Origin of the sequence: Achromobacter marplatensis (assembly GCF_049060505.1) — a bacterium.
Lineage (GTDB): Bacteria > Pseudomonadota > Gammaproteobacteria > Burkholderiales > Burkholderiaceae_B > Achromobacter > Achromobacter marplatensis_A.
Window position 1 is genome coordinate 1 of the sequence record NZ_JBMGRB010000016.1, and the last position, 26,156, is coordinate 26,156.

Here is a 26,156-nt window from a genome sequence, read left to right on the forward strand (position 1 = left end):
AAGCTGGCCGACGTGATCCAGGACGCCGACGTGTTCCTGGGCCTGTCGGCAGGCGGCGTGCTCAAGCCGGAGATGGTGGCCACGATGGGCCCGCGCCCGCTGATCCTGGCGCTGGCCAATCCCACGCCGGAAATCCTGCCGGAAGTGGCGCACGGCGTGCGCGACGACGTGGTCATGGCCACGGGCCGTTCGGACTACCCGAACCAGGTCAACAACGTGTTGTGCTTCCCGTACATTTTCCGCGGCGCGCTGGACGTGGGCGCGACCACGATCACGCGTGAAATGGAAATGGCGGCGGTGTATGCCATCGCCCAATTGGCGGAAGAGGAACAGAATGAAGTCGTGGCCGCCGCTTACGGCACCTATGACATCTCGTTCGGCCCCGAATACCTGATCCCCAAGCCGTTCGACCCGCGCCTGATCGTGCGCATCGCGCCGGCCGTGGCCAAGGCGGCGATGGACGGCGGCGTGGCCACGCGTCCGCTGGCCGACCTGGAAGCCTACGAAGAGCAGTTGCAGCAGTTTGTATACCACTCGGGCGCCTTCATGAAGCCCTTGTTTTCGGCCGCCAAGCGCATCGTGCGCGGCGGCGGGAAGTCGCGCATCGTGTTCACCGAAGGTGAAGACGAACGCGTGCTGCGCGCCGTGCAAGTGGTGGTGGACGAAGGCCTGGCGCGCCCCATCCTGGTGGGCCGCCCGGCTGTGTTGCTGTCGCGCATCGAGAAATTCGGCCTTCGGCTGCGCCTGGGCGAAGACGTCGAAGTCACCAACCCGGAATACGACGAGCGCTTCCATCAATACTGGACCACGTACTGGGAACTGATGTGCCGTCGCGGTATCACCAAGGAAATGGCGCGCGTGGAAATGCGCCGCCGCCTGACCTTGATCGGCGCGATGATGGTGCACCTGGGCGACGCCGACGGCATGGTCTGCGGCACCGTGGGCGCCTATCACGACCACCTGCGTTTCGTCGATGAAGTGATCGGCCGCCGCCCGGGCCACAACGTGTATGCGGCCATGAACATCCTGCTGCTCAACGAGCGCACGGTGGTGCTGGTGGACACGCACGTGAACGACGAACCCACGGCCGAGCAGATCGCGGAATTCACGGTGATGGCGGCGCAGGAAATGGCCCGCATGAACCTGGCGCCGAAGGTGGCGCTGCTGTCGCGGTCGAACTTCGGTTCGGGCAGCTCGGCTTCGGGCGCCAAGATGCGTCGCGCCTTGGAAATCGTGCGCGAACAGGCGCCGGAACTGGAAATCGACGGCGAAATGCACGGCGACTGCGCGCTGGACGAAGCGCTGCGCATGCGTATCCTGCCGTCCTCCACCCTGAAGGGCGAGGCGAACCTGCTGGTGTGCCCGAACGTGGATTCCGGCAACATCGCCTACAACCTGCTGAAGACGGCGGCCGGCGGCAACGTGGCGGTAGGCCCGTTCCTGCTGGGCGCGAACGCGCCGGTGCACATCTTGACGTCCAGTTCGACGGTGCGCCGCATCATCAACATGACGGCCATGACCGTGCTGGACGCGAACCGAGTGGAAGCTTAGATCTGAAGGAAGGGCCCCACGCTGCGCACGCTTCGCGTGCTTGAAAAGAAAAATGCCCCGTGAGGGGCATTTTTTTGGGCGGCGGCAGCTTAGTTGCTGCTGGCCTTCCAGGTGCCGTCGGGCTGTTTGCAGAACCAGAATTGCCACTTTTCGGTGGTGCTGGTGCGCGCGAAGTCGGCCACCAGGAAGCGGCAGACGCGGTCGTCCTTGACCTTGCTGGTTTGCGTGGGCGTCAGCTGCACGGTGATCGGCGCGGCTCGCTTGGGCTGCGCCTTGCTGGTCCATTCGGTGCGCTGACCGTCGGCCGAGCTGTTCAGCGCTTGCGCGATGGCTTCGTGGAACGATGTCCGGTCGCCTTTGGGGATCTCGGTGATAAGCGAGTTGTTCAGCATTACCGGCGGCGCGGCCACGGCGGTTGCCGACAAGCCGGTCGCGATAAGCAACGCAGCAAGAACGCGGGTGGTTTTCAAGTTGGGGCTCCCTGTCTGATGGATCAGATTGTCGTGCTTGTACATGAGCGGATAGTACGCGAACCCGTTCCTTTTTCAATCCACGCGCCCGCACGGGGCGACTTGACGCTTCCTGGCAAAAAAAAGGCCGCCCTATTGCAGGCGGCCAAGGTACAACAAGGGGAGGGAGTTAATCGTTGCGGGGCAGATCAGTTGCCGCGGTAGACGCCAGCGAAGGGCATGTCGTTGGGTTCGACGTTGCTGACCAGGCCGGCGGCCTTGGCGGCGGCGAGTTCGGCTTGCACGTCAGCGCGGGTCTTGCCCGATTGGGGGGCGTCGTAAACGCCCTGGAACGGCACGTTGTTCGGTTCGACGTTGGTCACCAGGCCGGCAGCCTTGGCGGCAGCCAGTTCGGCTTGCACCTGGGCGCGGGTCGGGCCTTCATACGGGGTGCCGTAAACGCCTTGGAACGGCACGTTGTTGGGTTCAATGTTCTGCGATGCGTAGGCGCCGGCGCTTAGGGCGGCCAAGGACAACATCAAAGCGGTAGCGAGGGTCTTCTTCATGGTAAATCTCCGATTTCAAGAGCCTAGGGGGCGAATCCGGCGGCCTATCCGTCGTGGTTCGTTGCTGTTTCCCGATGACTGAATTCTGCGCCGAATAAAGATAGGGATAAACCCGTATATCGGTAAAACATCTTTCCATTAATGGAAAGAACGTCGTTCTATTTTGTTGATAGTCTCCATCAATGGAACGAATAGTGCAGGCATTGGCCTACAGGAGCCCGCATGGAAAAGGTGCGTCTGACCGGGGAGAAAGCCACGCTGCTGATCACCCTGTATGCCAAGGCCGAAGAAAGCCGTTTGCCCGGCTCGCTGTTGCAGGACCACTACGCCGCCGAGGCCGTGGCGCGCCTTGATCATGATTTTTCCGCGCTGGGCATGCGCCGCGACGAGATGATCGGGCTGGCCATGCGGGCTTACTCGCTGGACGCCTGGGCACGGGAGTTCATCGCCGCCCACCGCGGCGCCACGGTGCTGCATCTGGGCTGCGGCCTGGACAGCCGCGTATACCGGGTGGCGCCGCCCCCGGAGGTCAATTGGTTCGACGTGGACTATCCCGACGTGATCGACCTGCGCCGCGCGTTGTATCCGCCGCGCCCGGGTTATCAGATGCTGGGTTCATCGATGGCGGACTTGGGGTGGCTGTCGCAGATTCCCACCGACAGGCCGGCCTTGGTGGTGGCCGAGGGGTTGTTCCTGTACCTGTCCGAAGACCAGGTACTGCAATTGCTGCGCACCGTGACCACGCAATTCCCATCGGGCGAGGTCGTATTCGATGCCTACAGCCGAATGGGACTGGCGTTGGCGTCGCGCAACCGTATGTTCCGGGCGACGGGCGCGGTGATGCGCTGGAGCTTAGGCAATCCGCTGGAGCTTGAAACGCAGGTGCCCGGCCTGCGGCTGCGCGACGAGCAATGGGTGTATGAGGAAAGCGACGGCAGGCAGTGGGCCAGATTTACCTGGCCCGCCCGGGCAGCGGTCTGGCTGATGCGGCGGGTCGCGCCGCTGCGGCGCTTGGGCAGGCTGCTACGCTACCGTTACTAGCCGCGCTGGCTCAGTAGTGCGGCGGCAGTTCGTCGCGCAGGCTGCGGAAAGGCGCGGCGCCCTCGGGCGTCTGCTGGCGAAGCTCAGCCACTTCGCGTAGCAGCCGCTCTATCTGCTGTTGCTGCCGGACGATGATCTGGTTCAACTGTTCCAGCAGGTCGTCCGCGAAGCTGGACTTGACCTCCAGTTCGAGCAGGCGGCGTTCGATGTCTTGCGATGGTTCCATAGCGGCTATTAGAACCTATTCCCGCTCTGCGTTTCCAACGGCAACGGCAACGGCAACGGCAACGGCAATGGCAATGGCGGGACGCTACGGGAGACGGATTTGACGAAGCGGGTCGGACGGCGCGGCATGGCGGCGCCGCGAGCAGTGCACTGGGGAACGCGTTGGGCCGCGCGCGGTTCGCTGGCGGCGGGCTTGGCGCACGCGCTGGCGAACGGCGCCTTGGCGCAAGAGGCCAGCCCCACGCTATCACCCGTGGTCGTGACCGGCACGCGCCTGGGCACGTCGGTTCTGGACACGCCGGCATCGGTGGACGTGGTCGAGGGCGCCGCCATGCGTCGGGGCCAGCCGGGGATCAACCTGTCCGAGGGGCTGGCCGGCGTGCCGGGCCTGCAAATCCAGAACCGGCAGAACTACGCGCAGGACTTGCAGATATCCAGCCGTGGCTTTGGTGCCCGCTCCACGTTCGGCGTGCGCGGCGTGCGCCTCTATGTGGACGGCATTCCGGCCACCATGCCGGACGGGCAGGGGCAGACGTCCAACATCGACATCGGATCCATCGATCGCGTGGAGGTGCTGCGTGGGCCGTTTTCCGCGCTGTACGGCAATTCATCGGGCGGCGTGATTCAGGTCTATACGGAAGACGGGACGCCGCCGCCCACGCTATCGGCCAGCGGTTGGGGCGGCAGCGACGGCACCTGGCGCTACGGTGTGAAAGCCAGCGGTGGCGAAACGGGCGGCCTGGACTACGTGCTGGACGCCAGCCGCTTCACGACCGATGGCTACCGCGATCACAGCGCGGCGCGGAAGAACCTGGCCAACGCCAAGCTCGGCTTGCAGCTGGACGACGCCAGCCGCTTGACCCTTGTCGTCAATAGCGTGGACTTGAAGGCGCAGGATCCGCTTGGCCTGACGTACCAGCAGTTCCAGGACGACCCGCGCGCCGCTCCCTTGGCCGAACAGTACGACACCCGCAAGACGGTTCGGCAGACGCAGGGGGGCGTGGTGTACGAACGGCAGATCGATAGCCGCAACGTCCTGCGCGTGATGGCGTACTACGGCCAGCGCGACACCACTCAGTACCAGTCGATTCCTCCCGCGGCGCAGTTGGCGCCCACGCAGGCGGGCGGCGTCATTGATTTGGCGCGTCAGTACGGCGGCGCGGATATTCGCTGGACATCCGAACTGGAGCTGGCGGGCCGGCCACTGACGCTGGTCGGCGGTTTTTCCTACGATTCCATGCGCGAAGACCGCCAGGGCTATCAGAACTTCACCGGCACGGGCGCGGATCAGCAACTGGGCGTGCAAGGCGCGTTGCGGCGCGACGAGACCAACACCGTCTATAACGCCGACCCCTATGTGCAGGCATCCTGGAAGGCGTCCGAACGCTGGACGATGGACGCTGGCCTGCGCTATAGCACCGTCCGTTTCGATTCCGACGACCACTACATCACGGCCGGCAATGGCGATGACAGCGGTGGCGCGCGCTACCGCAAGGCGCTGCCGGTGGCGGCCCTGCGCTACGCGGCCAGCGCCGACGTCAGCGTGTACGCCTCGTATGGACGGGGTTTCGAGACCCCGACCCTGAACGAGATTTCGTATCGGCCCGGCGGCCTGCCCGGCTTGAATTTCGGCCTGGCGCCGTCGCTTAGCACCAATCTGGAAGCGGGCGTCAAAGCCCGCATGGCGGGCGGCTTGGCGACGGCGGCGGTATTCCATACAAGCACCGACAGCGAGATCGTGTCCGCCGGGAGTGCCGGCGGTCGCACCAGCTACCAAAACGCCGGGCGCACGCGGCGCGATGGGGTAGAGCTGGGCTGGTCAGGGGAAGTCGCGCGCCACTGGCGCACGCAGTTCGCCTATACGTGGCTGAACGCGCGGTACGCGGATGACAGTACCGGCAACATCCGGGCGGGCAACAAGATCCCCGGCATTGCGCGGCAGGCGGCGTTCGCATCGGTGGCGTGGGCGCCGCCCGAAGGCTGGCAGGCCGCGCTGGAAGGCCGCTACCTGAGCCAGATCTACGTGAATGACGCCAATAGCGAAGCGGCGCCGGGCTATTTCGTGGCGGCGATCAGCGCCGGCTATGTGAAGCGCGTGGGGGCGTGGGAATTGAACGCCTACGCGCGCGTGGACAATCTGTTCGACCGGCATTACGCCGGGTCCGTGATCGTCAATGAAAGCAACGGCCGCTATTACGAGCCCGCCGCCGGGCGTAGCGTGGGCGTGGGCGCCGGCGTCGCGTACCGGTTCTAGCGGTCTGCCGTCAGTCCGGCGCGTCCGGATAGCAGACGCCGTAGTCTTCGCAGGCCGGGCAACCCGGGGCGGCGGACGGCGGCAAGCCCGCGTGCTCGCAGGCCGAGTACGCCAGGAATTGCTTCCAGCGCAAATTACGCACGTTGCGGATCACCAGGCCTGGGTAGTGCCGGGCCAGCAGGAACGTCACGTCTTCGCGGCCCGACAAGCCCAAATCGCGCCACAGGTGATCGGGACGCAGGCAGGCGTGCACCAGCACGCCAGTGACCCAGGTGGTGGTTTCGGGTTCGGGGGCGCGGTAGGCGTCCAGCAGCACGCGCAGCAGCAAGGTGAAGCCGGGTTGGGGATCGCCCCGGCCGCGCTTGGCATAACCCGCGGCCTGCTCCCGCAACGCGGCCAGCCGCGCGTCATCCGATGCCAGGGCGCCGGGAAACAGGTGGTCCAGCAACTGTTGCAGCTCGACAGGGCAAAGCCCGCTGCGCGCCAGATCCTGGTACGCCAGGCTGGTGCCGATCACGGTGGCGAAAAAGCCGGCGTCGGGATGGCCAGGGGGCGCGTGATGCAGCAGGGCGCGGGCAAACCGCTGGGCCGGCGCGGCAGTCGCGGCCAAGGCGGGGGAGGGGGTTAGCACGGCGTCCATGAGGTGTGGCGGTCGCTACAGTCGTTCAAATGTTAATGAAATCGCTATGTTGCGAAATATATATCGAAAGTGACTTAAATTCCGTAGCGCGGGACAAAAACATCTCAGGACTTACCCGCGAGCTAGGGATGTCCCGGGGGTATGATCGGTGTCCCTGATTTCCTGGGTTAGCCCTTCGCATGCCGCGCACTTTCCGCCCCGCAGTCTCCCGAATGACCGGCGCCACGCTGCTGGCGCTGGCCGGTCTGGCATTTGCGCCGCCGCCAGCCGCGGCGTCCGATATCGGCGCCGTCGTCGAATCCATCCGCTTGTCGCGCTACCCATTGCGCGAACCGGAGCGGCGCGTGTGGGGCACCGAGAACGTGCGCGACGCGCTGCTGGTCGGCCAAATGGAGAACCGCCTCTACCTGTATCGGTACGTGCGGGGCAGCGGCAAGGAATTCCGCCTGGACTTCCGTTCCCAGCCCCTGGTGATTGACCCGGCATCGTGGAAGGCGGCGCGCGAAGAGAACGTGCAGGTCCGGACGCCGCGCAACGACGAGACCCTGTATTGGGTCGGCTACACCTACAACGACGCCGATGCCTCGCGGTCCGACGGGTTCCTGGTGGATGCGGCCGGCAATGCAGCCACGGTCCGCGCCGACGCCAGCGTGGCCGTCGTCACCGCCAACCAGCCCTGGGACGAGGCACGCAAGGCGCAAGCCCTGGCGACGTTGCGGCAGGCGCTGACGAACTACCCGGGGCGCCTGAAGACGTTTCCCGCCGACGTGCGCTTCGAGCATCAGGCGCCGGTGGACGTGACGGCCGTGTTCCGCATGCTGCATCAGGTGGCGCGCGCCATTCCGCGCGGCAAGACCGTGGAATTCGGGCGTGCGCTGGCGGACCTGCGCCGCTTCGTGATGGAACAGGACTTCCGCGAGATCGATCCCGGCGGCAAAGATCCCGACATGCTGACGGCCTTGAACGACTACGGTTTCTGGCTGGCGGAATCGGGCGATGCCGTGCAGGCGGACCGCGTCCTCACCGACGTGCTGCGCCGCGATCCTTCCCGCACGGCCGCCTATCTGAACCGCGCCGACGCGCGCTGGGCGCAAAGCGCGAAGGCAGGCGACAGGCGCGGTTACTTCGAGACCCTGGCGCGCGAGGATTACCGCCTGTATTGTGCAAACCGCCTGAAAGCCAAGGAACCGATCCCGGGCAATATCGCCAGCCGCATCGGTGCCGCCTTGAACGAGAAAGCGCTGGACGCGGGCGTGTGCCGGCCCCGGCTGGCGATCTTCAAGGCGATCCGGGCCGACGACCTGGACGCGGTGCGTGCCGAGTTGGCGCGCGGCCAGGACCCCAATGGCGTGAACGAAAACGGCACGTCGGCCCTGGCCGTGGCGGTGTCGGGCAAGCAGTTGGATATTGTGCGGGCCTTGCTGGCGGCGGGCGCCCGCGCGGATGGCCCCAACAACGGGTTCGTGCTGTTGGCCAGCGCCTTGCCCGACGCCAAGGACACGCGTCCGGCGGCGGAGCGCTACGCGTTGGCCGACGCCTTGATCGCGGCAGGCGCGCCGCTGGATGGTGTCGACTACAACGGCACGCCGTTGCTGGTGCGGCGCATTTCGTATTTCAGCGAAGACAAAGACAGCCTGAGCTACCTGCTGGCCAAGGGCGCCGACCCGAATGCGCGCGACAAGAAAGGCCGGTCGGCGCTGCATGCCGCCATGGGGGCGCCCAGCCGGTTCTGGTTCGCCGAGCAACTGCTGGCCAAGGGCGCGGATATCAACGCCGCCTATGTCCGCATGTACTACGGCAACCGCGGCATGTGGGAAACCCCATTGCTGGAAGCGCTGCGCGAATCGAATTCCGGAGAACTGACGCCGACCGCGACGTATCCGGTGTCGGAGCGCGTGGCCTTCGCGTTGGCGCACGGCGCGGATGCGGCGGTGGGCGGCTACAGCGCCAGCAAGACGCCCGAGCGCAACGGCTTGAACGAAGCGCTTACCTTGGCGGCGCGCACGATGGAGCCCGCGTTGGTGGACCAATTGGCGCAGGCTGCTGGCCAGCCGCGCCTGCCGCTGACGCCGGAGCCGCTGTCCAGCTTGCTGAGCGTGTGGAACCAGGTCGAGATTCGCGCGGCGATCAAGCAGAACGGTCCCGAGTGGGACGGGCAGCGCGCCAGGCTGCGCGCCACCGCTGACCGCCTGTTGGCGGCGGGCGTGCCGCTGACCCGCGCGGACGACGCCACGGGTATCAGCAACAACGACATCGCGCCCCTCAGTTTGCCGTGGCTGCCCGACGACCTGTACCAGGCGTGGCTGGAGAAGGGCGCGGATGCCTCGGACCGCAGCGGCAACAGCGTGCGCATCGACGGCGTGGCGGATACCGATGCCCTGCCGCTGGTGATCATGCTGCGCCTGGGCAAGGAAAGCAAAACGAAGATGCTGCTGGAACATGATGCGGGGCTGTACCGCACCCCCTGGCGTTGCGGCATGGCGGTGGCCGATGTGCTGGCCTGGCAATTGGACGACAGCGGTCCGCTTAGCCCGATGGGGGCGCGTGCCGTGAAGCAGGTGCTGGACGGCGCGGCGGCCGCGGCCAGTTGCGATTTGAGCCAGCGTTCGCGCGTGCAGCCCTATGTTGGCGTTTCCGCCAGCGATCTGGCCGCGCGGGCCGGGGTGGCATTGACGGTGGCGGCGCCGAAGTAGGCCGGCGCGTTCCGCGCGCCGGGCGTGCAGGCCCCGCAATGTAAAACAGGCACCCGAAGGTGCCTGTTTTTTTGCTTCAACGGCAAGCCGTCATTACATGGCGTGGCCCATGTTGACGTTCATGTTGTACAGCACCCAAGCCGAACCGCCGACGATGATGGCGATGATCAGCACGGTGAAGACGAACGCCGCCAGGTTGTCGCGGGCCGACTTCGACGCGCCCATGTGCAGGAAGTACACCAGTTGCACCAGCAACTGGAGCACGCACAGGGCAACGACGCCGACGATGGTGATGGTGTGCGACAGCGCGCCGTGCATCACCAGGCCGAACGAGCCGAAGGTGAGCAGCAACGAAAGCACGAAACCGATGATGTAGGACTTCAGGCTGCCGTGGTCGGCGGCGTGATCGTCGTGGCCGTGTGCGGCCGCAGCGGAGTGCGACATCAGATGGCTCCCATGAGATAGACGAAGGTAAAGACGCAGATCCAGACGATGTCCAGGAAGTGCCAGAACAGGCTCAGGCACGCCAGGCGACGCTTGTTGATCGAGTCCAGGCCATGGCGGCGGATCATGTCCAGCAGGACGATGATCCAGATCAGGCCGAAGGTGACGTGCAGGCCGTGCGTACCGATCAGCGTGAAGAACGCCGACAGGTAAGCGCTGCGGCCCGGGCCGGCGCCTTCAGTGATCAGGTGATGGAATTCCCAGACTTCCATCGCGATGAACCCTGCGCCGAACAGGAACGTCACCATCAACCAGCCCATCGCGCGGGACTTGTTGTTGGCGTGCACGTTCAAGTTGGCCATGCCGAAGGTGAAGCTGGAGAACAGCAGCAACAGCGTTTCGACCAGCACGAACTTCAGGTCGAACAGTTCCTTGCCCGTGGGGCCGCCCGCGGTGGCGTTGGACAACACCGCGAACGTGGCGAACAGCACCGAAAAGATCAGCAAGTCGCTCATCAGATAGACCCAGAAACCGAAAACGGTCTTGGATCCATCGTCATGATGCGCGTGATCGTCGTGACCCGCGTGGGGGTGAGTGGCTACGGCTTGAATCATGGCTCAGGCGGCCTTCTGCATTTTTTCAAAGTGGGCGTTTTCGATGCGTTCGACTTCCGCGGCCGGGACCCAGTAATCGACGTCGCGGTCATAGGCGCGGGCGATGAACGAACCGACCATGCCGACGAAACCGGCGATGGCGAGCCACCAGATGTGCCAGATCAGCGCGAAGCACATGATCAGGCCGAACAAGCCGATGTACACGCCGGCGCCGGTGTTCTTCGGCATATGGATGTCTTCGTACTTGGCCGGGCGCTTGTACGCCTTGCCGCTTTGCTTGTCTTCCCAGAACTGGTCCAGCTCATCAACGTGAGGAACGTGGGCGAAGTTGTAGAAAGGAGCCGGCGACGAAATCGACCATTCCAGGGTGCGGCCATCCCAGGGATCGCCCGTGACGTCCTGGTTTTGCTTGCGTTGGCGAACCGACACGAACACTTGCTGCAACAGGAACCAGATGCCCAGCATGATCAGCGCGGCGCCAGCCAGCGCGACCAGCAGGTACGGCTGCCATTCGGGGTTGTCGTAGTGGTTCAGGCGACGCGTCATGCCCTTGAAGCCCAGGATGTACAGGGGCATGAAGGCCATGAAGAAACCGACGAACCAGCAGTAGAACGAGTAGCGGCCCAGGCGCTCGTTCAGCGTGAAGCCGAACGCCTTCGGGAACCAGTAGGTCATGCCCGCGATACAACCGAACACCACGCCACCGATGATGGTGTTGTGGAAGTGGGCGATCAGGAACAAGCTGTTGTGCAGCACGAAGGACACGCCGGGGATGGCCAGCATCACGCCGGTCATGCCGCCGATGACGAAGACGATCATGAAGCCCAGCGTCCACAGCACCGGCGTCGTGATGCGCAGGCGGCCGCGGTAGATGGTGAACAGCCAGTTGAAGATCTTCGCGCCCGTCGGGATCGAGATAATCATCGTCGCGATGCCGAAGAAGGCATTGACGTTGGCCCCCGCCCCCATGGTGAAGAAGTGGTGCAGCCAGACCAGGAACGACAGCACGCCGATGGCGGCCGTGGCGTAGACCATGGACTTGTAGCCGAACAGCGTCTTGCGGGCAAAGGTGGCAACCACTTCCGAATACACGCCAAATGCCGGCAGCACCAGGATGTAGACCTCGGGGTGGCCCCAGATCCAGATCAGGTTCACGTACATCATGACGTTGCCGCCCATGTCGTTCGTGAAGAAGTGCGTGCCCAGGTAGCGGTCGGCGGTCAGCAGCGCAAGCGTTGCAGCCAGCACGGGGAAGGCGGCGACGATCAGCACGTTGGTGACCAGCGAGGTCCACGTGAAGATCGGCATCTTCATCAGGCTCATGCCCGGTGCGCGCATGCGCAGGATGGTCACGATGAAGTTGATACCGCTAAGCGTGGTGCCCAACCCGGATATCTGGAGCGCCCAGATGTAGTAGTCCACCCCGACGCTTGGGCTGTAGTCCAGCCCGGACAGCGGCGGATAGGCGAGCCAGCCGGTCGCGGCGAATTCGCCCACGAACAGCGAGATCATCATCAGCGCGACGCCAGCGCCGAACAGCCAGAAGCTCAGCGAGTTCAGGAACGGGTAGGCCACGTCGCGGGCGCCGATCTGCAGCGGCACCACGATGTTCATCAGCCCGGTAATGAAGGGCATCGCCATGAAGAAAATCATGATGACGCCGTGGGCGGTGAAGATCTGGTCGTAGTGATGAGGTGGCAGGAAGCCGGCGGAGTCGGCGGACGCGACCGCCAACTGGGTGCGCATCATGATGGCGTCGGCAAAGCCGCGCAGCAGCATGATCAGCGCGACGATGATGTACATCACGCCGATGCGCTTGTGGTCGACGGAGGTCAGCCATTCCGTCCAGAGGTACTTCCACTTGCCGAAGTAAGTGACGGCGCCGAAGACCGCTAGGCCTCCCAGGCACACGGCGGCCAGCGTAACCATGACGATAGGTTCATGGTACGGAATGGCCTCGAGGGTGAGTTTCCCGAGCATTGTTAGTTAATTCCTGCGATCAGATTTTTCGACGTGGGGGTGCACGTGGCGTCGTCCACGCCGGCCATCTTGGACATGGTGCTGCCCAGAATGAAATCAAACATGGCGGGAGGCGCCGAGGAGTACTTGACGACCGGATTGCGCTCGCTGCGCTTGGTCAGTTCAGCGTAGGCCTCGGGGGTCAGCGCCGTGGGCGAAGCCTTGGCTTCCTTGACCCAGTTGTCGAACCCTTCCTGCGACGTGGCGATGGCCTTGAAGCGCATGCCGGAGAAACCGGCGCCGCTGTAGTTGGCCGAGATGCCCGCGTAGGTGCCGGCTTCGGTCGCGTTCAGGTGCAGCTTCGTTTCCATGCCGGCCATCGAGTAGATCTGGCTACCCAGCTGGGGGATGAAGAACGAATTCATGACCGATGCCGACGTGATCCGGAAGTTGACCGGGACGTTCACGGGGAACGCGATCTCGTTGACCGTGGCGATGTCGTACTCGGGGTAGATGAACAGCCACTTCCAATCCAGCGACACCACCTCGATGGTGACGGGCTTGTGTTCGGAGACAAGCGGCTTGTAGGGATCCAGCGCGTGCGTGGAGCGCCAGGTGATCACGGCAAGAATCGCCACGATGATACAAGGCACGGTCCAGACCACGATCTCGATCGCCGTGGAGTGGGCCCACTTGGGCTGGTAGTCGGCTTTGGTATTGGATGCGCGGTATTTCCACGCAAACGACACGATCATGAACAGCACTGGGATCACAACGATGAGCATCAGCCCCGTCGCCGTGAACAGCAGCGTCTTTTCCTGGGCGCCAATGTCTCCCTTGGGAGAGAGAATTTCCATGTTGCAGCCGCCAAGCAGCATGACCGCGCCGACGCCAAAAATGCGCGTTAGGGTCGCAAGGAGGGGGTGTTTCACGTACAGCCTTGGATGGATGGTTGGAAATGCTGCGGAGCAGCAAGCTGGAATGCTGCCAAGCAGCAACGTCCATCCTATCGGCTTGATATCGGTCAAGCATGCGACGAATGGTCGCATTGCCTGGGAGGATTCTGCCCCCAACGGAGCAGATTCAGGGTTTTCCTAGGGGGCAGACGCCCTAGGTGGTGGGGTCAGGGTGCGACGATATGTCGCACCCGCACATGACGGTGTTGTAAAGATGTGTCGCACTGCACCGATCAGTCGACGAGCACTTCCCGTTCCGGCCCCGGTTTTTTTGCCAGCTTGCGCTGTAGCGACCGCCGGTGCATGCCCAGCAGGCGCGCCGCCGCGGAAACATTGCCGCCGGTCTCGTGCAGGGCCTGGTGGATGTGTTCCCATTCTAGGCGGTGCAACGGCGTCATGGTCGTTTCGATCGTAACGGATTCTGGCTTTACCAGGCCCAGCGTGCGCAGGATCATCGGCGCGGTGGCGGGCTTGGGCAGGTAATCGTCGGCGCCGCGCTTGATGGCTTCGACGGCGGTGGCCACGCTGGCGTAGCCGGTGACCAGCAGGATCCGCATGTCCGCGCGGAGCGCGCGAAGGGGGCGGATCAGCGTCAGGCCGGAGTCTTCGCCCAGGCGCAGGTCCACCAGCGCGAAGGCCGGCCGAATCTCTTCGGCCACGCGCAGCGCTTCGGCGATGCCGGTGGCGGTCCGGGTTTCCAGGCCGCGGCGAGACAGGCTGCGCTGCAAGGTGCGCACGTACAGTTCGTCGTCGTCGATCAGGAGGCCAAGGTCGGTAGGATTCATCACTGTCAGGTTCCGGGGTTGCCCAGGGGCAGGTAAAAGCGGATGCGGGTGCCCTCTCCCGAGGCAGCGGTCATGGTCATTTCACCGCCCAGCTGTTCCACGGTGGCGTGCGACAGCGCCAGGCCGACGCCCAACCCTCCCGGCTTGCCGCTGTTGAACAGGCTGGTCGCCGGCAGCAGGGTCTGGTCGGGGTCGAAGCCGCGCCCGTAGTCCCGCACTTCGCCGCGCAGGGCGCCATAGCCATATTCCAGATGCAGGTCCACGCGGGGCGCCTCGGCGGCTTCGCCCGCGTCGGCCGCGTTGTTCAAGAGCGCCTGCAGCAGATGCGCGATCGCGGGATCCACCCGCAGGCTGGCCGGCAGGGTACCCGAGCGTTGCAGGTCGATCGTTGGCCGGATCAGGCGCCACTGCCCCACCACGCGGACCAGGTCCACCGCGGTTGGGACAGCCAGATTGCGGATGCGTTCCCGGCAAAGTGCCAGCAGTTGGCTCAAGGTGGCCACGTCGGCACGCAGGTCGTCGTCTTTGACCTCGGCGGCGATCTCGTCGGCCAGCAGGGTCATGGTGGCCAACGGGGTGTTCAACTCGTGCGCCATGGCCGCCGCGTGGGTGGCCAGGGCGACGATGCCCTCGTTGCGGGTGAAGCGTTCGCGCAGGCGGGCCAGCTCGCGTTCGCGGTCGCGCAGGTCGGACGCCAGTCGGGTGGAAAACACCAGCACGACCACGACGGAAATCAGGAAATTCACGCCCAGGCCCCACAGCAGCAGGGAATGGGTGTCCACGTCGCCGCGCAGAGGCTGGCCGAAGATGGCCGCCGCCGCGTAGCCTGAAATACCCGCGACCGCCGCCGCCAGCGCCCAGTTGCGCGGCAGCGCCAGGGCCGCCAGCGCGGTCAGGATCAGGAACATCGTGCCGAACGGATTGCTGATGCCGCCGCTCCAGCCGACCATCCACGACAGCACCGCCATGTCTACGAAGAGATGGCCGAAGGCCGTGGCGTGGGAGAGGTCGCGCGGATGGCGCAGCCGCAGGCTGGCGTAGGCGTTGAATCCGATCAGCACGCCGACGCCGATCCATAGGGGCTCAAGCGGCAGGGCAAGGCCCAGAACGCTGCTGGCTAGCAGGATGGTGGCGGCTTGGCCCGCGATGGCGAGCCAGCGCAGGCTGCATAAGGTACGCAGGAATGAAAAGGCGGAACTACCGGGCATATCCAGACACAGAGGTGCCGGCGGCCCGCCGGCGGGTCAAGCGCCCGGCGGCGCGGAACGCAGGCATCCAGCGCGCGGCGCGAGGGGCCGGCTGCCGTCGGGCCTGACTCAGGCGTCGACGGCGGATGTGCTGGCATTGTATGGCGATTCAGCGCGAGACGCTGGCGGGGACACGGATGGTGTGTCCCCGATATTCGCTCAGTGGCCGTGCTGCGGCGCTGGCGCGGCCCCCGCCTTCGCGTTGAGCGCGCGGGCCTCGGCCTGCACCGGCACGCGGCGCTGCTGCTGCCTGGCGTCTTCCACCACCAGCGTGAGTGCGATGCGGTCGCCGGGTTGGATCTGTTTGGCCAGGTCGATCAGCATGACATGGTAGCCGCCGGGCTTGAGTTCCACCGGCTGGCCGGCGGGTAGATCAATGCCGGGGACCTGGCGCATCTTCATGACATTGTCCTGCATGGCCATTTCGTGGACTTCCACGTGCTTGGCCGCATCGGACTCCACGGCCACCAGGCGGCCGGGCACCGACGAGGTCAGGCGCATGAAAGCGCCGGTGGCGTGCTGGCTGGGCACGGTGGCGCGCACCCAGGCGTCGTCCACCTTCAGGACGGCGTCCTGTGCCAGCGCGGCGGGGCCGAAAGCGGCCAGCGCGCACAGGGAAAGGCCAGCGGCCAGGGACTTGAACGTAAAGGTCTTCATCATGTTGGCTTCTCTTTATCGGGTTGACGGCGTGGGGTCACAGCACGGTGCGCAGGTCTTCCACGCATTGCTCGGCGGTCTGTTGGTGGCGCAAGGCAAGCCGGAGCTTGCCCTGGGCGTCGATGATGTAGGTCAGCGCGGTGTGGTCCATGGTGTAGGACGAGCCGGTGGCCACCTTTTGATAGAACACCTTGAACGACTGGGCCGCGGCGCGGGTCTGCTCGGCATCGCCGCGCAGGCCGACGAACGCCGGATCGAAAGCCTGGGTGTAGGCGCGCAGGATGTCGGGCGTGTCGCGCTCGGGGTCGACGGTGATGAAGAGCACCCGGAGCTTGTCCGCGTCGGCGCCTAACAGGCCCTTGATCTCGATCGCGCGGGTCAGCGCCGTCGGGCAGATGTCCGGGCATTGCGTGAAACCGAAGAACAGCATGACGGGGTGCCCGCGGTAGTCGGCCAGGCGGCGGACCTGGCCGCCGGTATCCTGCAATTGGAAGTCGCCCGTCGGCATGCCGGACAGGTCCATGCCATGGAGCTTCGGGGCATCTTGCCCGCAACCGGCCAGGGCCAGCAGGGCCAGGGAAGACAGAAGCAGGCGGCGCCGCGGATCGGGCGCATGGGAAAGCGCCGCGCCGGCGGGCGGGCGCAGGGCGGGGGAATGCATGAAGGGGGAACGCATGAAAACCTCTTGGGTTGACGGTCGGCAAGGCGCGCGGCAGGGCCGCGCGGTCAGGCGGAGTCAGGCCAACGGAGGCGGGGCGCGGGAACCAAGGGGCGGGCCGTGGGCGGCCAGCTTGGGCAGGGCCCGGTAGGCGGGCGGAGGCGGAACATACCGGCCCGCCGGCAGCAGAATGGGCGTTAGCGCCGGAGGCGGCGCGGGCGCGACATGGGCCAGCAGCCCGAAGGGGCATTGCGCACCGGTCTTGGCGGCGTCATGGCTGGCGGGGGCGTCGTCGCCGCCTTTTGAGCCGGCCAGCGCCACCCTGAACGTGGACAGATCGCCCGCCGCGGAACAGAACGTGACTTCCAGGCGGCCATCATGCAGCGCGCGGGCATCGGGCATGTAGCCCGTGGGAACCAAGGCGCGCAGGGTCAAAGCCAGAAGCGCCAGCCACAGCACGCCGCGGGCGCGCGCGGCGCGTCCCAGGCGGTGAAGGCGGGTCAGGTCGGGCATGGCGCCATTTTAGCCCTGCCCAGGGGTCAGTCGCCTGCGTCCAGACGCCGCACCAGGGCGATGTAGCGCCGTTGCGCCTGGTCGGCGGGCAGTCCGGCCAAGAGGCGCCAGGCGGCATGCCCGATCTGGCCGCGGGCATCCGCGTCGGGTGGGGCCGTCTGCGGCGCGTCGCCGTGGCGCGCTTGCTGTTCGTACGCGGCAAGCCGGATCGCCACGGCGGCGGAGGGCGGCGCGGGCAGCGAACGCAATTCGATGATGGCCGCTTCAAACGCATCGGGCAGCGCGTCCCCGCCCAGGGCCAGGGTGGCCTCGTCCATGGCGTCGCCTGCGGGTTCGTGGCCGGCGGCGGCGGCCAGCCTGCGCCACAGGGCGTCTTCGGCTTCGGGTTCGTCGGCGCGGGCGGTGACTTTGCTGATGGCGTTGTTGCGCAGGCGCAGCGTGTGCGTGGTGCCGCCTTGGTAAAGGTTGGCGCCATCCTGCACCTGGAAGCGCAGCGGCAGCGCGATGGCGCGGCCAGACAATGCGGGTGGCCCGACGTCGCGGATTGCAAACGTGTTGCGCGAATAGTCCATCAGCCGCGAGAACAGCGTGATCAACGCGCCGCGGCCTTCGTAGACGCCGCTGACGGGGTTGTCGCCTTCTTCAGTCCAGACGACGTCTTCGGCGAATAAGGGGAACAGCGTTTCGAATTCGCCGGCCAAGAGAGAATCGCGGTACGCGCCCAGGATGCGCTCGACATCGGCCGCGCCCATCGGGGCGGCGCGGCCGGCCGCGCGCGGCGACTGCGCGGCGGCGGGGTCGCGGTCCATGAACTGCAGCACGGTGGCCGCCACGAGATCGCGGTCGTTGTCCACGCAGATCATGTGATAGCTGTTGTTCAGCAACACCAGTTGGCTGCCCGCGATCGCGTCGTGCAGCAGATGCGCCGAACGTACCGACGTAAGCTCGTCCTCGTGCGCGTGCATGATCAGCGTGGGGCAGTCGATGCCGTCCAGTCCGCGCCTGACCGCGTCGCGCAGCCGATCGACTTCGCGCACGCAGGCCAGCGGCACCCACCGGTAGTGGAAGTTCTCGCCCCGTTCGAACTTGGCCTTGACGATGGACCGCACCAGTTCGTTCTTGATGCCATAGGGCTCTTCTTCTTCCACGCGCATGCGCGCGCCCAGGCCCGGGATGCGGTAGACCAGCTTGCGCAGGCCACGGTACCAGGGCGTGCTCCAGCCATCGATGAAGACCGGCGCGGCCAGCGACACGAGCTTGCCCTGCTTGTGCCCGACCCGTTTGCAGAGCTCTACCGCCAGCAGCGCGCCCAGACACATGCCCATGACGTGCAGCGTCTCGTGGCGCTCGGCGACTTCGTGGTATTTCCGGGTCACGGCGTCCAGCCAGTCTTCCATGCGGACGGACAGCAGGTCTTCGGGCGAACCGCCGTGACCGGGCAAGGTCAGGCTGTAAGTCTGGATGCCGGCGCGCTTCAGGACCTTGTGCATCGACCCCAGGTCGTATTCGGTTCCGCCCAATCCATGGATCAGGAGGGCGCCCGTGCTGGACGGCGCGTCGGGGTTACTGGCTGGCATCGGCCGGCTCGCGCTCGATCTCGCCCAGCCGCCACATGCCGGCCACGACGGCCACGCTGCCGTCGAAGTCGGACAGCGGGGACCCCCGGTCGCTGACCAGCCGCCAGCCGCCCGCTGCATGCGCCACGCGGAACAGCAAGGGCGTGCGGTCCTGGGCGCCGGCGCGGCGCGCCGCCCAGTGCATCGCCAGGCGCGACCGGTCTTCAGGATGCGCATGGGCAGTCAGCGACGCAAGATCGGTAATGGCGCTGGCCGGCAGGCCGAAGGCATCTTGCAGGTCGCCCGCCAGTTCAAGCTTGCCGTCATAGGGATTGAAGCGGTACATCAGTTGATGGCTGCCCGCCAGCGCCAGGTCGAAGCGGCCGCGCCACTGCTCGGCGCTCTCAAGCGCCTGGGCGCGCGCGCCGCGCAGGGTATTGACCAGCAACAGCAGCAGCGCCGTGATCACCAGATAGACCTGAGTGGCCAGCAACACGTGCCAGGGGTCGTTGGCCTCGACAAAGGGCCCTTCGCCCTGGGCGCTTTGGTACAGCGCCATCAACATCAGCGTAACCATCGCCAGCGTTCCGCCGGGCGTGCCCCAGACCAACGCGATCAGCACGGCGAACACCAGCGGCAAATAAGTCAGCTCGAACGAGACGACGTAGGGCAGGTTCTGGATCATGTCGCCGTCGAACGTCATGAAGGTCGACACGATCATCAGCGCGTAAGCCACCGCGCCGATCAGCAGGTCGCGCATCCGGGGGCCGCCGGAGCGCCGCGGCCGGAATTGCGCCCACCCCGTCAGCGCCGGGGCCAGGATCAGCACGCCGGCCAGATAGGCCGTGACCCAGGTACGCAGCCGGTCCAGCGCGTGGGCGTCCTGTGTCAGCCACAGCCACCCGCCGCCCATCAGCGCGCTGCTGGCGGCCCCGGCGACCGCGCCGGCCAGCAGCGCGGCCACGAAACCCAGGCCTTCGGCGCGGGGCGACAAGCGTTGCACCGTCCAGGCCGCCAGCAGCGAAGACAGGCTGCCTGTCAGCGCGAAGACGATGGCGGTGGCTGGTTGCCCGCGCGTGACCAGGGTCAACAGCAACTGCGCGCAGAAGAAGCCCGCGGCCAGCAGCAGCCAGTCGCGGCGCGGCGACAGCAGATAGGCGCCAACGGCCACTCCCGGCGGCAGCCACACGAAGAGCGCGTGGCTGACCGGGTCGTTGAGCAGGTGCGAGAACACGCCGCACAGCAGGTAAGGGATGGTCCACAGCAGGCAAAGCGGATTCTTTCTAACTGTGTCGGTCATGCCCATATCGGTCCTTGCAATCGCGTTGAGTCGTGGCGAAGCGCGTTCACCGTGATCAGCGGGTTATACACGGCCCGGCGGCCGCTGCGAAGCACCCTCGCCACACTGGCACCCGAAAATCTTGGTACCCTTGAATGCACCTCCGTTTCCACCGCCCCTCTCAGTGCCCCAGGTTTCAGTGCTTTCCTTGTCCGCTTCGATCGCGTCCGTGCCCGCTTCCGCCCCCTTTGCCGCGGCGCCTGCCGGGCCGCCCAGGTGCTGGAAACGGCTTCGCCCGTTTGGACGGCTCTGGATGGGCGCCGTGATCGTGGCCTTGCTGGTCATGTTGACCGCATGCGGCACCACCAAGGTCCAGCCGGGCTACTACCGGGTCCAGTCGGGCGACACGTTGACGCAGATCGCACGCAAGCAGGGCACAAGCGTCAGCAACCTGGTGCGGTGGAACAGCTTGTCGAACTCGAACTCCATCGAGGTCGGGCAACTGCTGCGGGTGGCGCCGCCCGGGGGGCAGGCCAGCCCGTCCGCTTCCGGCAAGGCGCAGTCCAAACCTAAGGCGTCGTCGCCGCGAACCTCCACGTCGACGGCCAAGCGGCGCACCGCGCCGCCGGGCGCGATCTCGCTGGTGTGGCCGGCCCAGGGCAAGGTCACGCGCGGCTATGACGGCGGCGGGTCCAATGGCATCGTCATCTCGAATTCGTCCGGCACGCCGGTGGTGGCCGCGGCGGGCGGCACGGTGGCCTATTCGGGCAGCGGCCTGCGGGGTTATGGCCACCTTGTCATCGTCAAACACAACGCCAGCTTCCTCAGCATCTACGCCCACAACAGCAAGCTGCTGGTCAAAGAAGGCCAGAGCGTCAAGCAAGGGCAGAAGATCGCCGAAATGGGCAACAGCGACAGCAAGCAGGTCGGGCTGTATTTCGAATTGCGCTATGACGGCCAGGCGGTCGATCCGGCGGGCAACCTGCCGCCCCGGTAGGATGGGTGGAGCGCGGGGGGGCTTAGGCAAGAACCCGACTGCCCAGCGCGCGCAACCCATCACGCAACCGTTGCGTTGTGGCCAACGCTGTTAAGAAATCACCGTTGCTTGATGGGTTGCGCGCGCTGGACAGCAATATTCTTGCTTAAGAATTCTCGCGCTCCACCCATCCTACGGTCCAATCCCAATATGGCGGTGGTCCGTGCGGGCAGGTTAGAACGCCGCCGCGTCTTGCGTCAGCGTCGAGATGAACGTGGCGGTGCGCGGGTCCGCGGGACGCGAGAAGATTGTCCGGGACTCGCCGGATTCCACCACGACGCCATCCAGCAGGAACACCACTTCGCGCGATACGCTGGCGGCCAGGCGCAGGTCGTGCGTGGCCATCAGCATGGTCATGCCTTCCGTTGCCAACTGGCGCAGCACATCCACCACTTCGGCGGCCAGCCCGGGATCCAGCGCGGAGGTCGGTTCATCGCACAGCAGCACGCGGGGCGCGGGCGCCAGCGCGCGGGCAATCGCCACGCGTTGCTGCTGGCCGCCCGACAGGTTGGCAGGCCAGGCGTCGGCCTTTTCGGCCATGCCGACCTTCTTCAGCAGTTCTTCGGCCCGGGCGCGGGCGCGGTCCAGTGGCCACTTCTGCACCGTCAGCAAGCCTTCCATCACATTGCCAATGACCGTCTGGTGCGGAAACAGCTGGAAGTTCTGGAACACCATGCCGGTCTGTTTGCGCACGCGCTGCACCTGATCGCGCGCCAACTTCTGGCCGGGTTCGAATTCCACGGTTTCGGATCCGATGGAAAGCGTGCCGCGGTCGGGCACCTCCAGCAGGTTCACGCAACGGAGCAGGGTGCTTTTGCCGCTGCCCGACGGGCCGATCAAGGCGGTGACGCTGCCTTCGGCAATGCTCACGTCCACTTGCTTGAGCACCGGGTTGCCGCCGAAGGATTTTTCGATTTTCTGCAGGCGGATCATCGGCTTTTCTCGGAGAACACGGCGTGCTGGCCAAAGCGCCGTTCCAGGCGGACCTGCGCGGCGGACAGGACGGAACTGAACACCAGGTAGATCAGCGCGGCCTCGGTGTAGAGGATCAGCGGTTCATAGGTGACGGCGGCAATGCGTTGCGCGGCCTGGAAGATCTCGGGCACGGTCAGCACCGCCGCCAGCGACGTGTCCTTGACCAGCGCGATGAATGAATTCGACAGGGGCGGCACCGCCACGCGGGCCGCCTGCGGCAGGATGGTCCGGCGCAGCGCCTGGCCGCGCGTCATGCTGAGCGAGTACGCCGCTTCCCACTGGCCCTTGGTGATGGATTCGATGGCGCCGCGGATCACTTCCGAGTTGTACGCGCCCACGTTCAGCGTGAAGCCGATCAGCGCGGCCGGCAGCGGGTCCAGCACGATGCCCACGCTGGGCAGGCCGTAGAAGATCACGAACAGCTGCACCAGCAACGGCGTCCCGCGGATCAGCCACACATAGAAGCGCACCACCGCCACCAGCGGCGCCGGGCCAAACAGCCGGATCAGCGCCACCACGAATGCCAGCGCCAGCCCCAGCGCGAAAGACATCAGCGTGAGCGGCACCGTGAACACCAGCCCGGCGTGCAGCAGCGGCCAGAACGAGTCGGCCATCAACTGCACCCAGGGCGGCACGGTCCACGACCCGATTTGCGCCAGCAGCCAATCGGGCATGACGGCTTGCAGCCAGGAGGGTAGCGTCATGTGCGTGCCCGCCGTTTATTGCGCCGACAGGTCCGTGCCGAAGTATTTGACGGATATGGTCTTGTAGGTGCCGTCGGCCTTGATGTCGGCCAGCGCCTTGTTGATGGCGGCTTGCAGTTCGGGGTTGCCCTTGCGGATCAACACGCCGGAATTGCTGAATTCGGCGGTCTTGTCGGTGGCGGCGATTTTCACGCGCGCGTTGGGCTTCTGCTTCTTGAAGTCCAGGAACGACAGGTTGTCGTTGACGGTGGCTTCCACGCGGCCCGAGGTCAGCAGGTCGATGGCTTCGTTGAAGCCTTGCACGGCGACCACTTCCGCGCCGTGGCTTTGCGCCAGCTTGCCGAAGTTGCTGGTCAGCGTATTGGCCGACTTCTTGCCCTTCAGGTCGGCAAACGACTTGATGGTGGTGTTGTCGTCGCGCACGATCAGCACCGCTGCCGAAGAAATATAGGCATCGGAAAAATCGTATTTGGCTTTGCGCGCGTCGGTGATGCCGACCTGGTTGATCACGGCGTCGTAGCGCTTGGCGTCCAGCCCCGCGATCAGGCCGTCCCACTTGCCTTCCACGAACTGGGCCTTCACGCCCAGGCGTTCGGCGATGGCGCGGCCAATGTCCACATCAAAACCGGTAAGCTGGCCGGATGCGTCGTGGAAGGTGAAGGGGGCATACGTGCCTTCGGTGCCGATCTTGAACGTGCCGGCGGATTTGATCTGGTCCAGGCCGGACTGGGCGTGGGCAGGGGCCAGGGCCGCGGCCTGGATCAGGCCGGCGATGAACAGCGAGCGAAAGAGTTTCATGGCAATGCTCCACGGATGATCGGTGTCATTCAGGAGAGATCGCGGGTATGCAATGCCCTCCGGCTTAGCCGCACTCTAACAACGCGTCTATTTTTCCACAAAGCATAAGGAATAGTAAAAATATAGCGGCAAGTCATAAGGTTACGCTCGCCCGGCGCATTCGCGCCGGGCGCAATCAAACGGCATGGCGAGGGAGATCGGTGTGGAACAGCAATGGAACAGGCGGGCGTTCATGATGGCGGCCGCGGGCACGGCGGCGTTTGCCGGGGTGATGCCCGCGCAAGGCGGCAACGGCTTGCGGCTGACGCCGGGCGGCGGCAGCATCACCCAGGTATCGGGCCTGCGCGTGGGCCATTACACCGATACCCGCCGCCCGACCGGCTGCACGGTCATCATCGCCGAGGCCGGCGCCACGGGCGGGGTCGATGTGCGCGGCGCGGCGCCCGGCACCCGCGAGACCGATCTGCTCAATCCCATGAACATGGTGGAAAAGGTGCACGCCATCGTGCTGTCGGGCGGCAGCGCGTTCGGGCTGGATGCCGCGACCGGCGTTATGCGTTATCTGGAAGAAAAGAAAATCGGCTTTGATGTGGGGGTGGCGCACGTGCCCATCGTGCCGGCCGCCATCCTGTTCGACCTGGGCGTGGGCGATGCGTCCATCCGGCCCGATGCGGCGGCGGGTTACCAGGCTTGCAAGGCGGCCGCCACCGACGCGCCGCAAGAGGGCAATGTCGGCGCCGGGGCCGGCGCGACGGTGGGTAAGCTGTATGGCGCCAAGCGCGCCATGAAGGGCGGCATCGGCAGCGCGTCGCTGACGGTGGCGGGCGTGACGGTTGGCGCGATCGTGGCGGTGAACGCGGTGGGCGATGTGCTGGACCCCGCCACGGGACGCATCCTGGCCGGCGCGCGCACCGCCGACGGCAAGCATCTGCTGGACACGCGCGCCGCCATCCTGGCGGGCGACCTGCCCAATGCCATGCGCCCCGGCACCGCCACCACCATCGGCGTGGTCGCCACCGACGCCACCCTGACCAAGGCGCAGGCGCAGAAGATCGCCGGCATGGCCCATGACGGCCTGGCCCGCACCATCAACCCGATCCACACGATGATGGACGGCGACACGATCTTCGCGCTGGGCACCGGCGCCTTGGGCAAACCGGGCAACGTGATGCTGCTGGGCGTCATGGCGGCCGAGGCCATGGCGATCGCGGTGCAGCGCGCCATCCTGGCGGCGCGCGCGGTAGAAGGCTTTCCCGCGGCCGTGGATTTCATCGCCTGAATGCGCGCGGCCCCGGCGTTTGTCCTGACCTCACCTTGTCACAGGAAGGGAACATCATGGCGGACACCGGGGTTCCGGTGTCCTGAGGGGGCTCACTATGTATAAGGGCGAACGATTCAACGGCGCTACCCATCTGGCGGGCCTGGCGCTGGCCGTGGGCGCGTCCGGGTGGCTGATCGCGCGCGCGGCCGAACTGAACGTGGATACTCGGCAGATCGCCAGCTGCGTGGTGTTCGCGGCGTCGATGATCGCCGTCTACGCGTCGTCGGTGCTGTATCACTGCACCCGGGGCCGCAACAAGGCGCGCTGGGCCAAGGCGGACCACTGCGCCATCTATCTGTTGATTGCCGGGACCTACACCCCGCTGGCGTTCGGGCCGATTGCCCACGGCTGGGGTGCGGCGATGGGCGTGGCGATCTGGGCGCTGGCCGCCGTGGGCATCAGCCGGGAATTGTGGTGGGCGCGCGGCGCGGCGCCCGCTTTGCCGCTGTATCTGGGGATGGGGTGGCTGGGAGTGATGTTCGCGGCCCCGATCGCGGGCGCCCTGTCATCCGCGGGCCTGGCCTGGCTGCTGGCGGGCGCGGCGGCCTATACGATAGGCACGCTGTTCTACGTCAACGACAAGCGCTGGCGCCACGCCCATGGTATTTGGCACCTGTTCGTGATGGGCGGGTCGGCCTGCCACTTCGTCACGGTGTTCGGTTTTTTGCGCTACGGCACGCCCGCTTGAGCGCGGCGGCCAGATCGTCACGAAAGAACGCCGTCATCGCCAACTGGCCAGCGGCAGCATGCCGCCCCGGTCTTTCACTTTCCGCATGACGATATGCGAACACAGGTCGCGTACCCCGGCGATCTTGCTGAGCTTGTCTTCCACGAACTGGGAAAACGCCGACAGGTTGCGGGTGCGCACCGTCAGGATGTAGTTTGACGCCCCGGTCACGATGCTGGCTTCGGTGATCTCGTCGTGCGCGGCGATGCCGGCCAGGAACGCCTCGTGCCACCCGGGGCGCGATTGGTCCAGCGATACATGCACGATGGCTTCGAGTTCGAACCCCAATTTCTCGGCGTCCAGCACTGCCCGGTACTGGCGGATCATGCCGCCTTCTTCCAGGGCTCGCACGCGGCGCAGGCAGGCCGACGGCGACAGCGCCACCTGTTCGGCCAAGTCCTGATTGCTGAGCTGGCCGTTCTCTTGCAGGCGGTAGAGGATGCGCTGGTCGATCGCGTCTAGTTGCATGGTGCAATCCAATTCGAAAAATCTGAGTTTTGTGCAATTT

26 protein-coding genes are annotated in these 26,156 nt (G+C 65.8%); 7 read left to right on the forward strand and 19 right to left on the reverse strand.

Translation table 11 applies throughout. The annotated features are described in order from the left end of the window. The coding region (locus ACI0FO_RS28065; RefSeq protein WP_416031871.1) for a phosphate acyltransferase at positions 1-1,551 on the forward strand (1,551 nt) is incomplete at its 5' end. 89 nt (positions 1,552-1,640) lie between these two features. Here the strand turns inward: ACI0FO_RS28065 and ACI0FO_RS28070 are convergent. Next, positions 1,641-2,021 (reverse strand): hypothetical protein, encoded by a 381-nt coding sequence (locus tag ACI0FO_RS28070; RefSeq protein WP_416031872.1) that lies wholly within the window; start codon positions 2,019-2,021, stop codon positions 1,641-1,643. A gap of 188 nt (positions 2,022-2,209) precedes the next feature. Continuing rightward, a complete protein-coding gene (locus tag ACI0FO_RS28075; RefSeq protein ID WP_416031873.1) occupies positions 2,210-2,566 on the reverse strand; it encodes a DUF4148 domain-containing protein in 357 nt (118 codons plus the stop codon). 222 nt (positions 2,567-2,788) lie between these two features. Here ACI0FO_RS28075 and ACI0FO_RS28080 point away from each other — a divergent pair, with 222 nt between their 5' ends. Beyond that, positions 2,789-3,607: a class I SAM-dependent methyltransferase gene (locus ACI0FO_RS28080; RefSeq protein ID WP_416031874.1), complete on the forward strand. Its 819-nt coding sequence runs from the start codon at positions 2,789-2,791 to the stop codon at positions 3,605-3,607. A gap of 10 nt (positions 3,608-3,617) precedes the next feature. Here the strand turns inward: ACI0FO_RS28080 and ACI0FO_RS28085 are convergent, their stop codons facing one another. After that, positions 3,618-3,833, reverse strand: a complete 216-nt coding sequence (locus ACI0FO_RS28085) for a SlyX family protein (RefSeq protein ID WP_416031875.1) — start codon at positions 3,831-3,833, stop codon at positions 3,618-3,620. A gap of 126 nt (positions 3,834-3,959) precedes the next feature. On the opposite strand from ACI0FO_RS28085, the gene ACI0FO_RS28090 reads away from it, so the two are divergent. After that, positions 3,960-6,086 carry a TonB-dependent receptor domain-containing protein gene (locus ACI0FO_RS28090; RefSeq protein ID WP_416031939.1) on the forward strand — a complete coding sequence of 709 codons (2,127 nt, stop codon included), beginning with the start codon at positions 3,960-3,962 and terminating at the stop codon, positions 6,084-6,086. 10 nt (positions 6,087-6,096) lie between these two features. Here ACI0FO_RS28090 and ACI0FO_RS28095 read toward each other — a convergent pair whose 3' ends face one another. Then, positions 6,097-6,726 carry a nitrogen fixation protein NifQ gene (locus ACI0FO_RS28095; RefSeq protein ID WP_416031876.1) on the reverse strand — a complete coding sequence of 210 codons (630 nt, stop codon included), beginning with the start codon at positions 6,724-6,726 and terminating at the stop codon, positions 6,097-6,099. A gap of 212 nt (positions 6,727-6,938) precedes the next feature. On the opposite strand from ACI0FO_RS28095, the gene ACI0FO_RS28100 reads away from it, so the two are divergent. Continuing rightward, a complete protein-coding gene (locus tag ACI0FO_RS28100; protein WP_416031877.1) occupies positions 6,939-9,419 on the forward strand; it encodes an ankyrin repeat domain-containing protein in 2,481 nt (826 codons plus the stop codon). A gap of 93 nt (positions 9,420-9,512) precedes the next feature. Here ACI0FO_RS28100 and cyoD read toward each other — a convergent pair whose 3' ends face one another. From cyoD to ACI0FO_RS28155, 11 genes are all read right to left on the reverse strand, one after another. After that, positions 9,513-9,863, reverse strand: a complete 351-nt coding sequence (gene cyoD / locus ACI0FO_RS28105) for a cytochrome o ubiquinol oxidase subunit IV (protein WP_054422653.1) — start codon at positions 9,861-9,863, stop codon at positions 9,513-9,515. Further along, positions 9,863-10,477 carry a cytochrome o ubiquinol oxidase subunit III gene (cyoC, locus tag ACI0FO_RS28110; protein WP_006222595.1) on the reverse strand — a complete coding sequence of 205 codons (615 nt, stop codon included), beginning with the start codon at positions 10,475-10,477 and terminating at the stop codon, positions 9,863-9,865. Before cyoC ends, cyoD begins: the two co-directional genes overlap by 1 nt. Before the next feature lie 3 nt (positions 10,478-10,480). Next, on the reverse strand, positions 10,481-12,457 hold the full coding sequence (cyoB, locus tag ACI0FO_RS28115) for a cytochrome o ubiquinol oxidase subunit I (protein ID WP_416031878.1): 1,977 nt from the start codon (positions 12,455-12,457) through the stop codon (positions 10,481-10,483). A gap of 2 nt (positions 12,458-12,459) precedes the next feature. After that, complete coding sequence (gene cyoA, locus ACI0FO_RS28120; protein WP_105558304.1) at positions 12,460-13,368, reverse strand: ubiquinol oxidase subunit II; 909 nt, start codon at positions 13,366-13,368, stop codon at positions 12,460-12,462. A gap of 257 nt (positions 13,369-13,625) precedes the next feature. Then, positions 13,626-14,177 carry a response regulator transcription factor gene (locus ACI0FO_RS28125; protein WP_006221322.1) on the reverse strand — a complete coding sequence of 184 codons (552 nt, stop codon included), beginning with the start codon at positions 14,175-14,177 and terminating at the stop codon, positions 13,626-13,628. A 5-nt stretch (positions 14,178-14,182) separates the two neighbouring features. Beyond that, positions 14,183-15,385: a HAMP domain-containing histidine kinase gene (locus tag ACI0FO_RS28130; RefSeq protein WP_416031879.1), complete on the reverse strand. Its 1,203-nt coding sequence runs from the start codon at positions 15,383-15,385 to the stop codon at positions 14,183-14,185. A 198-nt stretch (positions 15,386-15,583) separates the two neighbouring features. After that, on the reverse strand, positions 15,584-16,081 hold the full coding sequence (locus tag ACI0FO_RS28135; RefSeq protein WP_416031940.1) for a copper chaperone PCu(A)C: 498 nt from the start codon (positions 16,079-16,081) through the stop codon (positions 15,584-15,586). Between the two features lie 37 nt (positions 16,082-16,118). Then, on the reverse strand, positions 16,119-16,742 hold the full coding sequence (locus tag ACI0FO_RS28140) for an SCO family protein (RefSeq protein WP_416031941.1): 624 nt from the start codon (positions 16,740-16,742) through the stop codon (positions 16,119-16,121). Between the two features lie 75 nt (positions 16,743-16,817). Then, entirely contained in the window at positions 16,818-17,252 is a 435-nt protein-coding gene (locus ACI0FO_RS28145) for a DUF2946 family protein (RefSeq protein WP_416031880.1), read from the reverse strand. Between the two features lie 26 nt (positions 17,253-17,278). Further along, the gene (locus tag ACI0FO_RS28150; RefSeq protein ID WP_416031881.1) at positions 17,279-18,829 is read right to left on the reverse strand and encodes an acyl-CoA-binding protein; all 1,551 of its coding nucleotides are present in this window, start codon (positions 18,827-18,829) and stop codon (positions 17,279-17,281) included. Further along, complete coding sequence (locus ACI0FO_RS28155; protein ID WP_416031882.1) at positions 18,816-20,108, reverse strand: MASE1 domain-containing protein; 1,293 nt, start codon at positions 20,106-20,108, stop codon at positions 18,816-18,818. The genes ACI0FO_RS28150 and ACI0FO_RS28155 overlap by 14 nt, the downstream gene beginning before the upstream one ends. A 292-nt stretch (positions 20,109-20,400) precedes the next feature. Here ACI0FO_RS28155 and ACI0FO_RS28160 point away from each other — a divergent pair, with 292 nt between their 5' ends. After that, entirely contained in the window at positions 20,401-21,084 is a 684-nt protein-coding gene (locus ACI0FO_RS28160) for a peptidoglycan DD-metalloendopeptidase family protein (RefSeq protein WP_416031883.1), read from the forward strand. 213 nt (positions 21,085-21,297) lie between these two features. On the opposite strand, the gene ACI0FO_RS28165 is transcribed toward ACI0FO_RS28160, so the two are convergent. The 3 genes from ACI0FO_RS28165 to ACI0FO_RS28175 form a co-directional block, all read right to left on the reverse strand. Further along, positions 21,298-22,056 carry an amino acid ABC transporter ATP-binding protein gene (locus ACI0FO_RS28165; protein ID WP_416031884.1) on the reverse strand — a complete coding sequence of 253 codons (759 nt, stop codon included), beginning with the start codon at positions 22,054-22,056 and terminating at the stop codon, positions 21,298-21,300. Continuing rightward, a complete protein-coding gene (locus ACI0FO_RS28170; protein WP_416031942.1) occupies positions 22,053-22,733 on the reverse strand; it encodes an ABC transporter permease subunit in 681 nt (226 codons plus the stop codon). Before ACI0FO_RS28170 ends, ACI0FO_RS28165 begins: the two co-directional genes overlap by 4 nt. Before the next feature lie 84 nt (positions 22,734-22,817). After that, on the reverse strand, positions 22,818-23,600 hold the full coding sequence (locus ACI0FO_RS28175) for an amino acid ABC transporter substrate-binding protein (RefSeq protein ID WP_416031885.1): 783 nt from the start codon (positions 23,598-23,600) through the stop codon (positions 22,818-22,820). 184 nt (positions 23,601-23,784) lie between these two features. Here ACI0FO_RS28175 and ACI0FO_RS28180 point away from each other — a divergent pair, with 184 nt between their 5' ends. Next, positions 23,785-24,879 carry a P1 family peptidase gene (locus ACI0FO_RS28180; protein ID WP_416031886.1) on the forward strand — a complete coding sequence of 365 codons (1,095 nt, stop codon included), beginning with the start codon at positions 23,785-23,787 and terminating at the stop codon, positions 24,877-24,879. Between the two features lie 97 nt (positions 24,880-24,976). Continuing rightward, positions 24,977-25,609, forward strand: coding sequence for a PAQR family membrane homeostasis protein TrhA (gene trhA / locus ACI0FO_RS28185; RefSeq protein WP_416031887.1), 633 nt, complete (start codon positions 24,977-24,979; stop codon positions 25,607-25,609). Between the two features lie 33 nt (positions 25,610-25,642). Here the strand turns inward: trhA and ACI0FO_RS28190 are convergent, their stop codons facing one another. Then, positions 25,643-26,116: an Lrp/AsnC family transcriptional regulator gene (locus tag ACI0FO_RS28190; protein WP_006222611.1), complete on the reverse strand. Its 474-nt coding sequence runs from the start codon at positions 26,114-26,116 to the stop codon at positions 25,643-25,645. Positions 26,117-26,156: the final 40 nt, after the last annotated feature.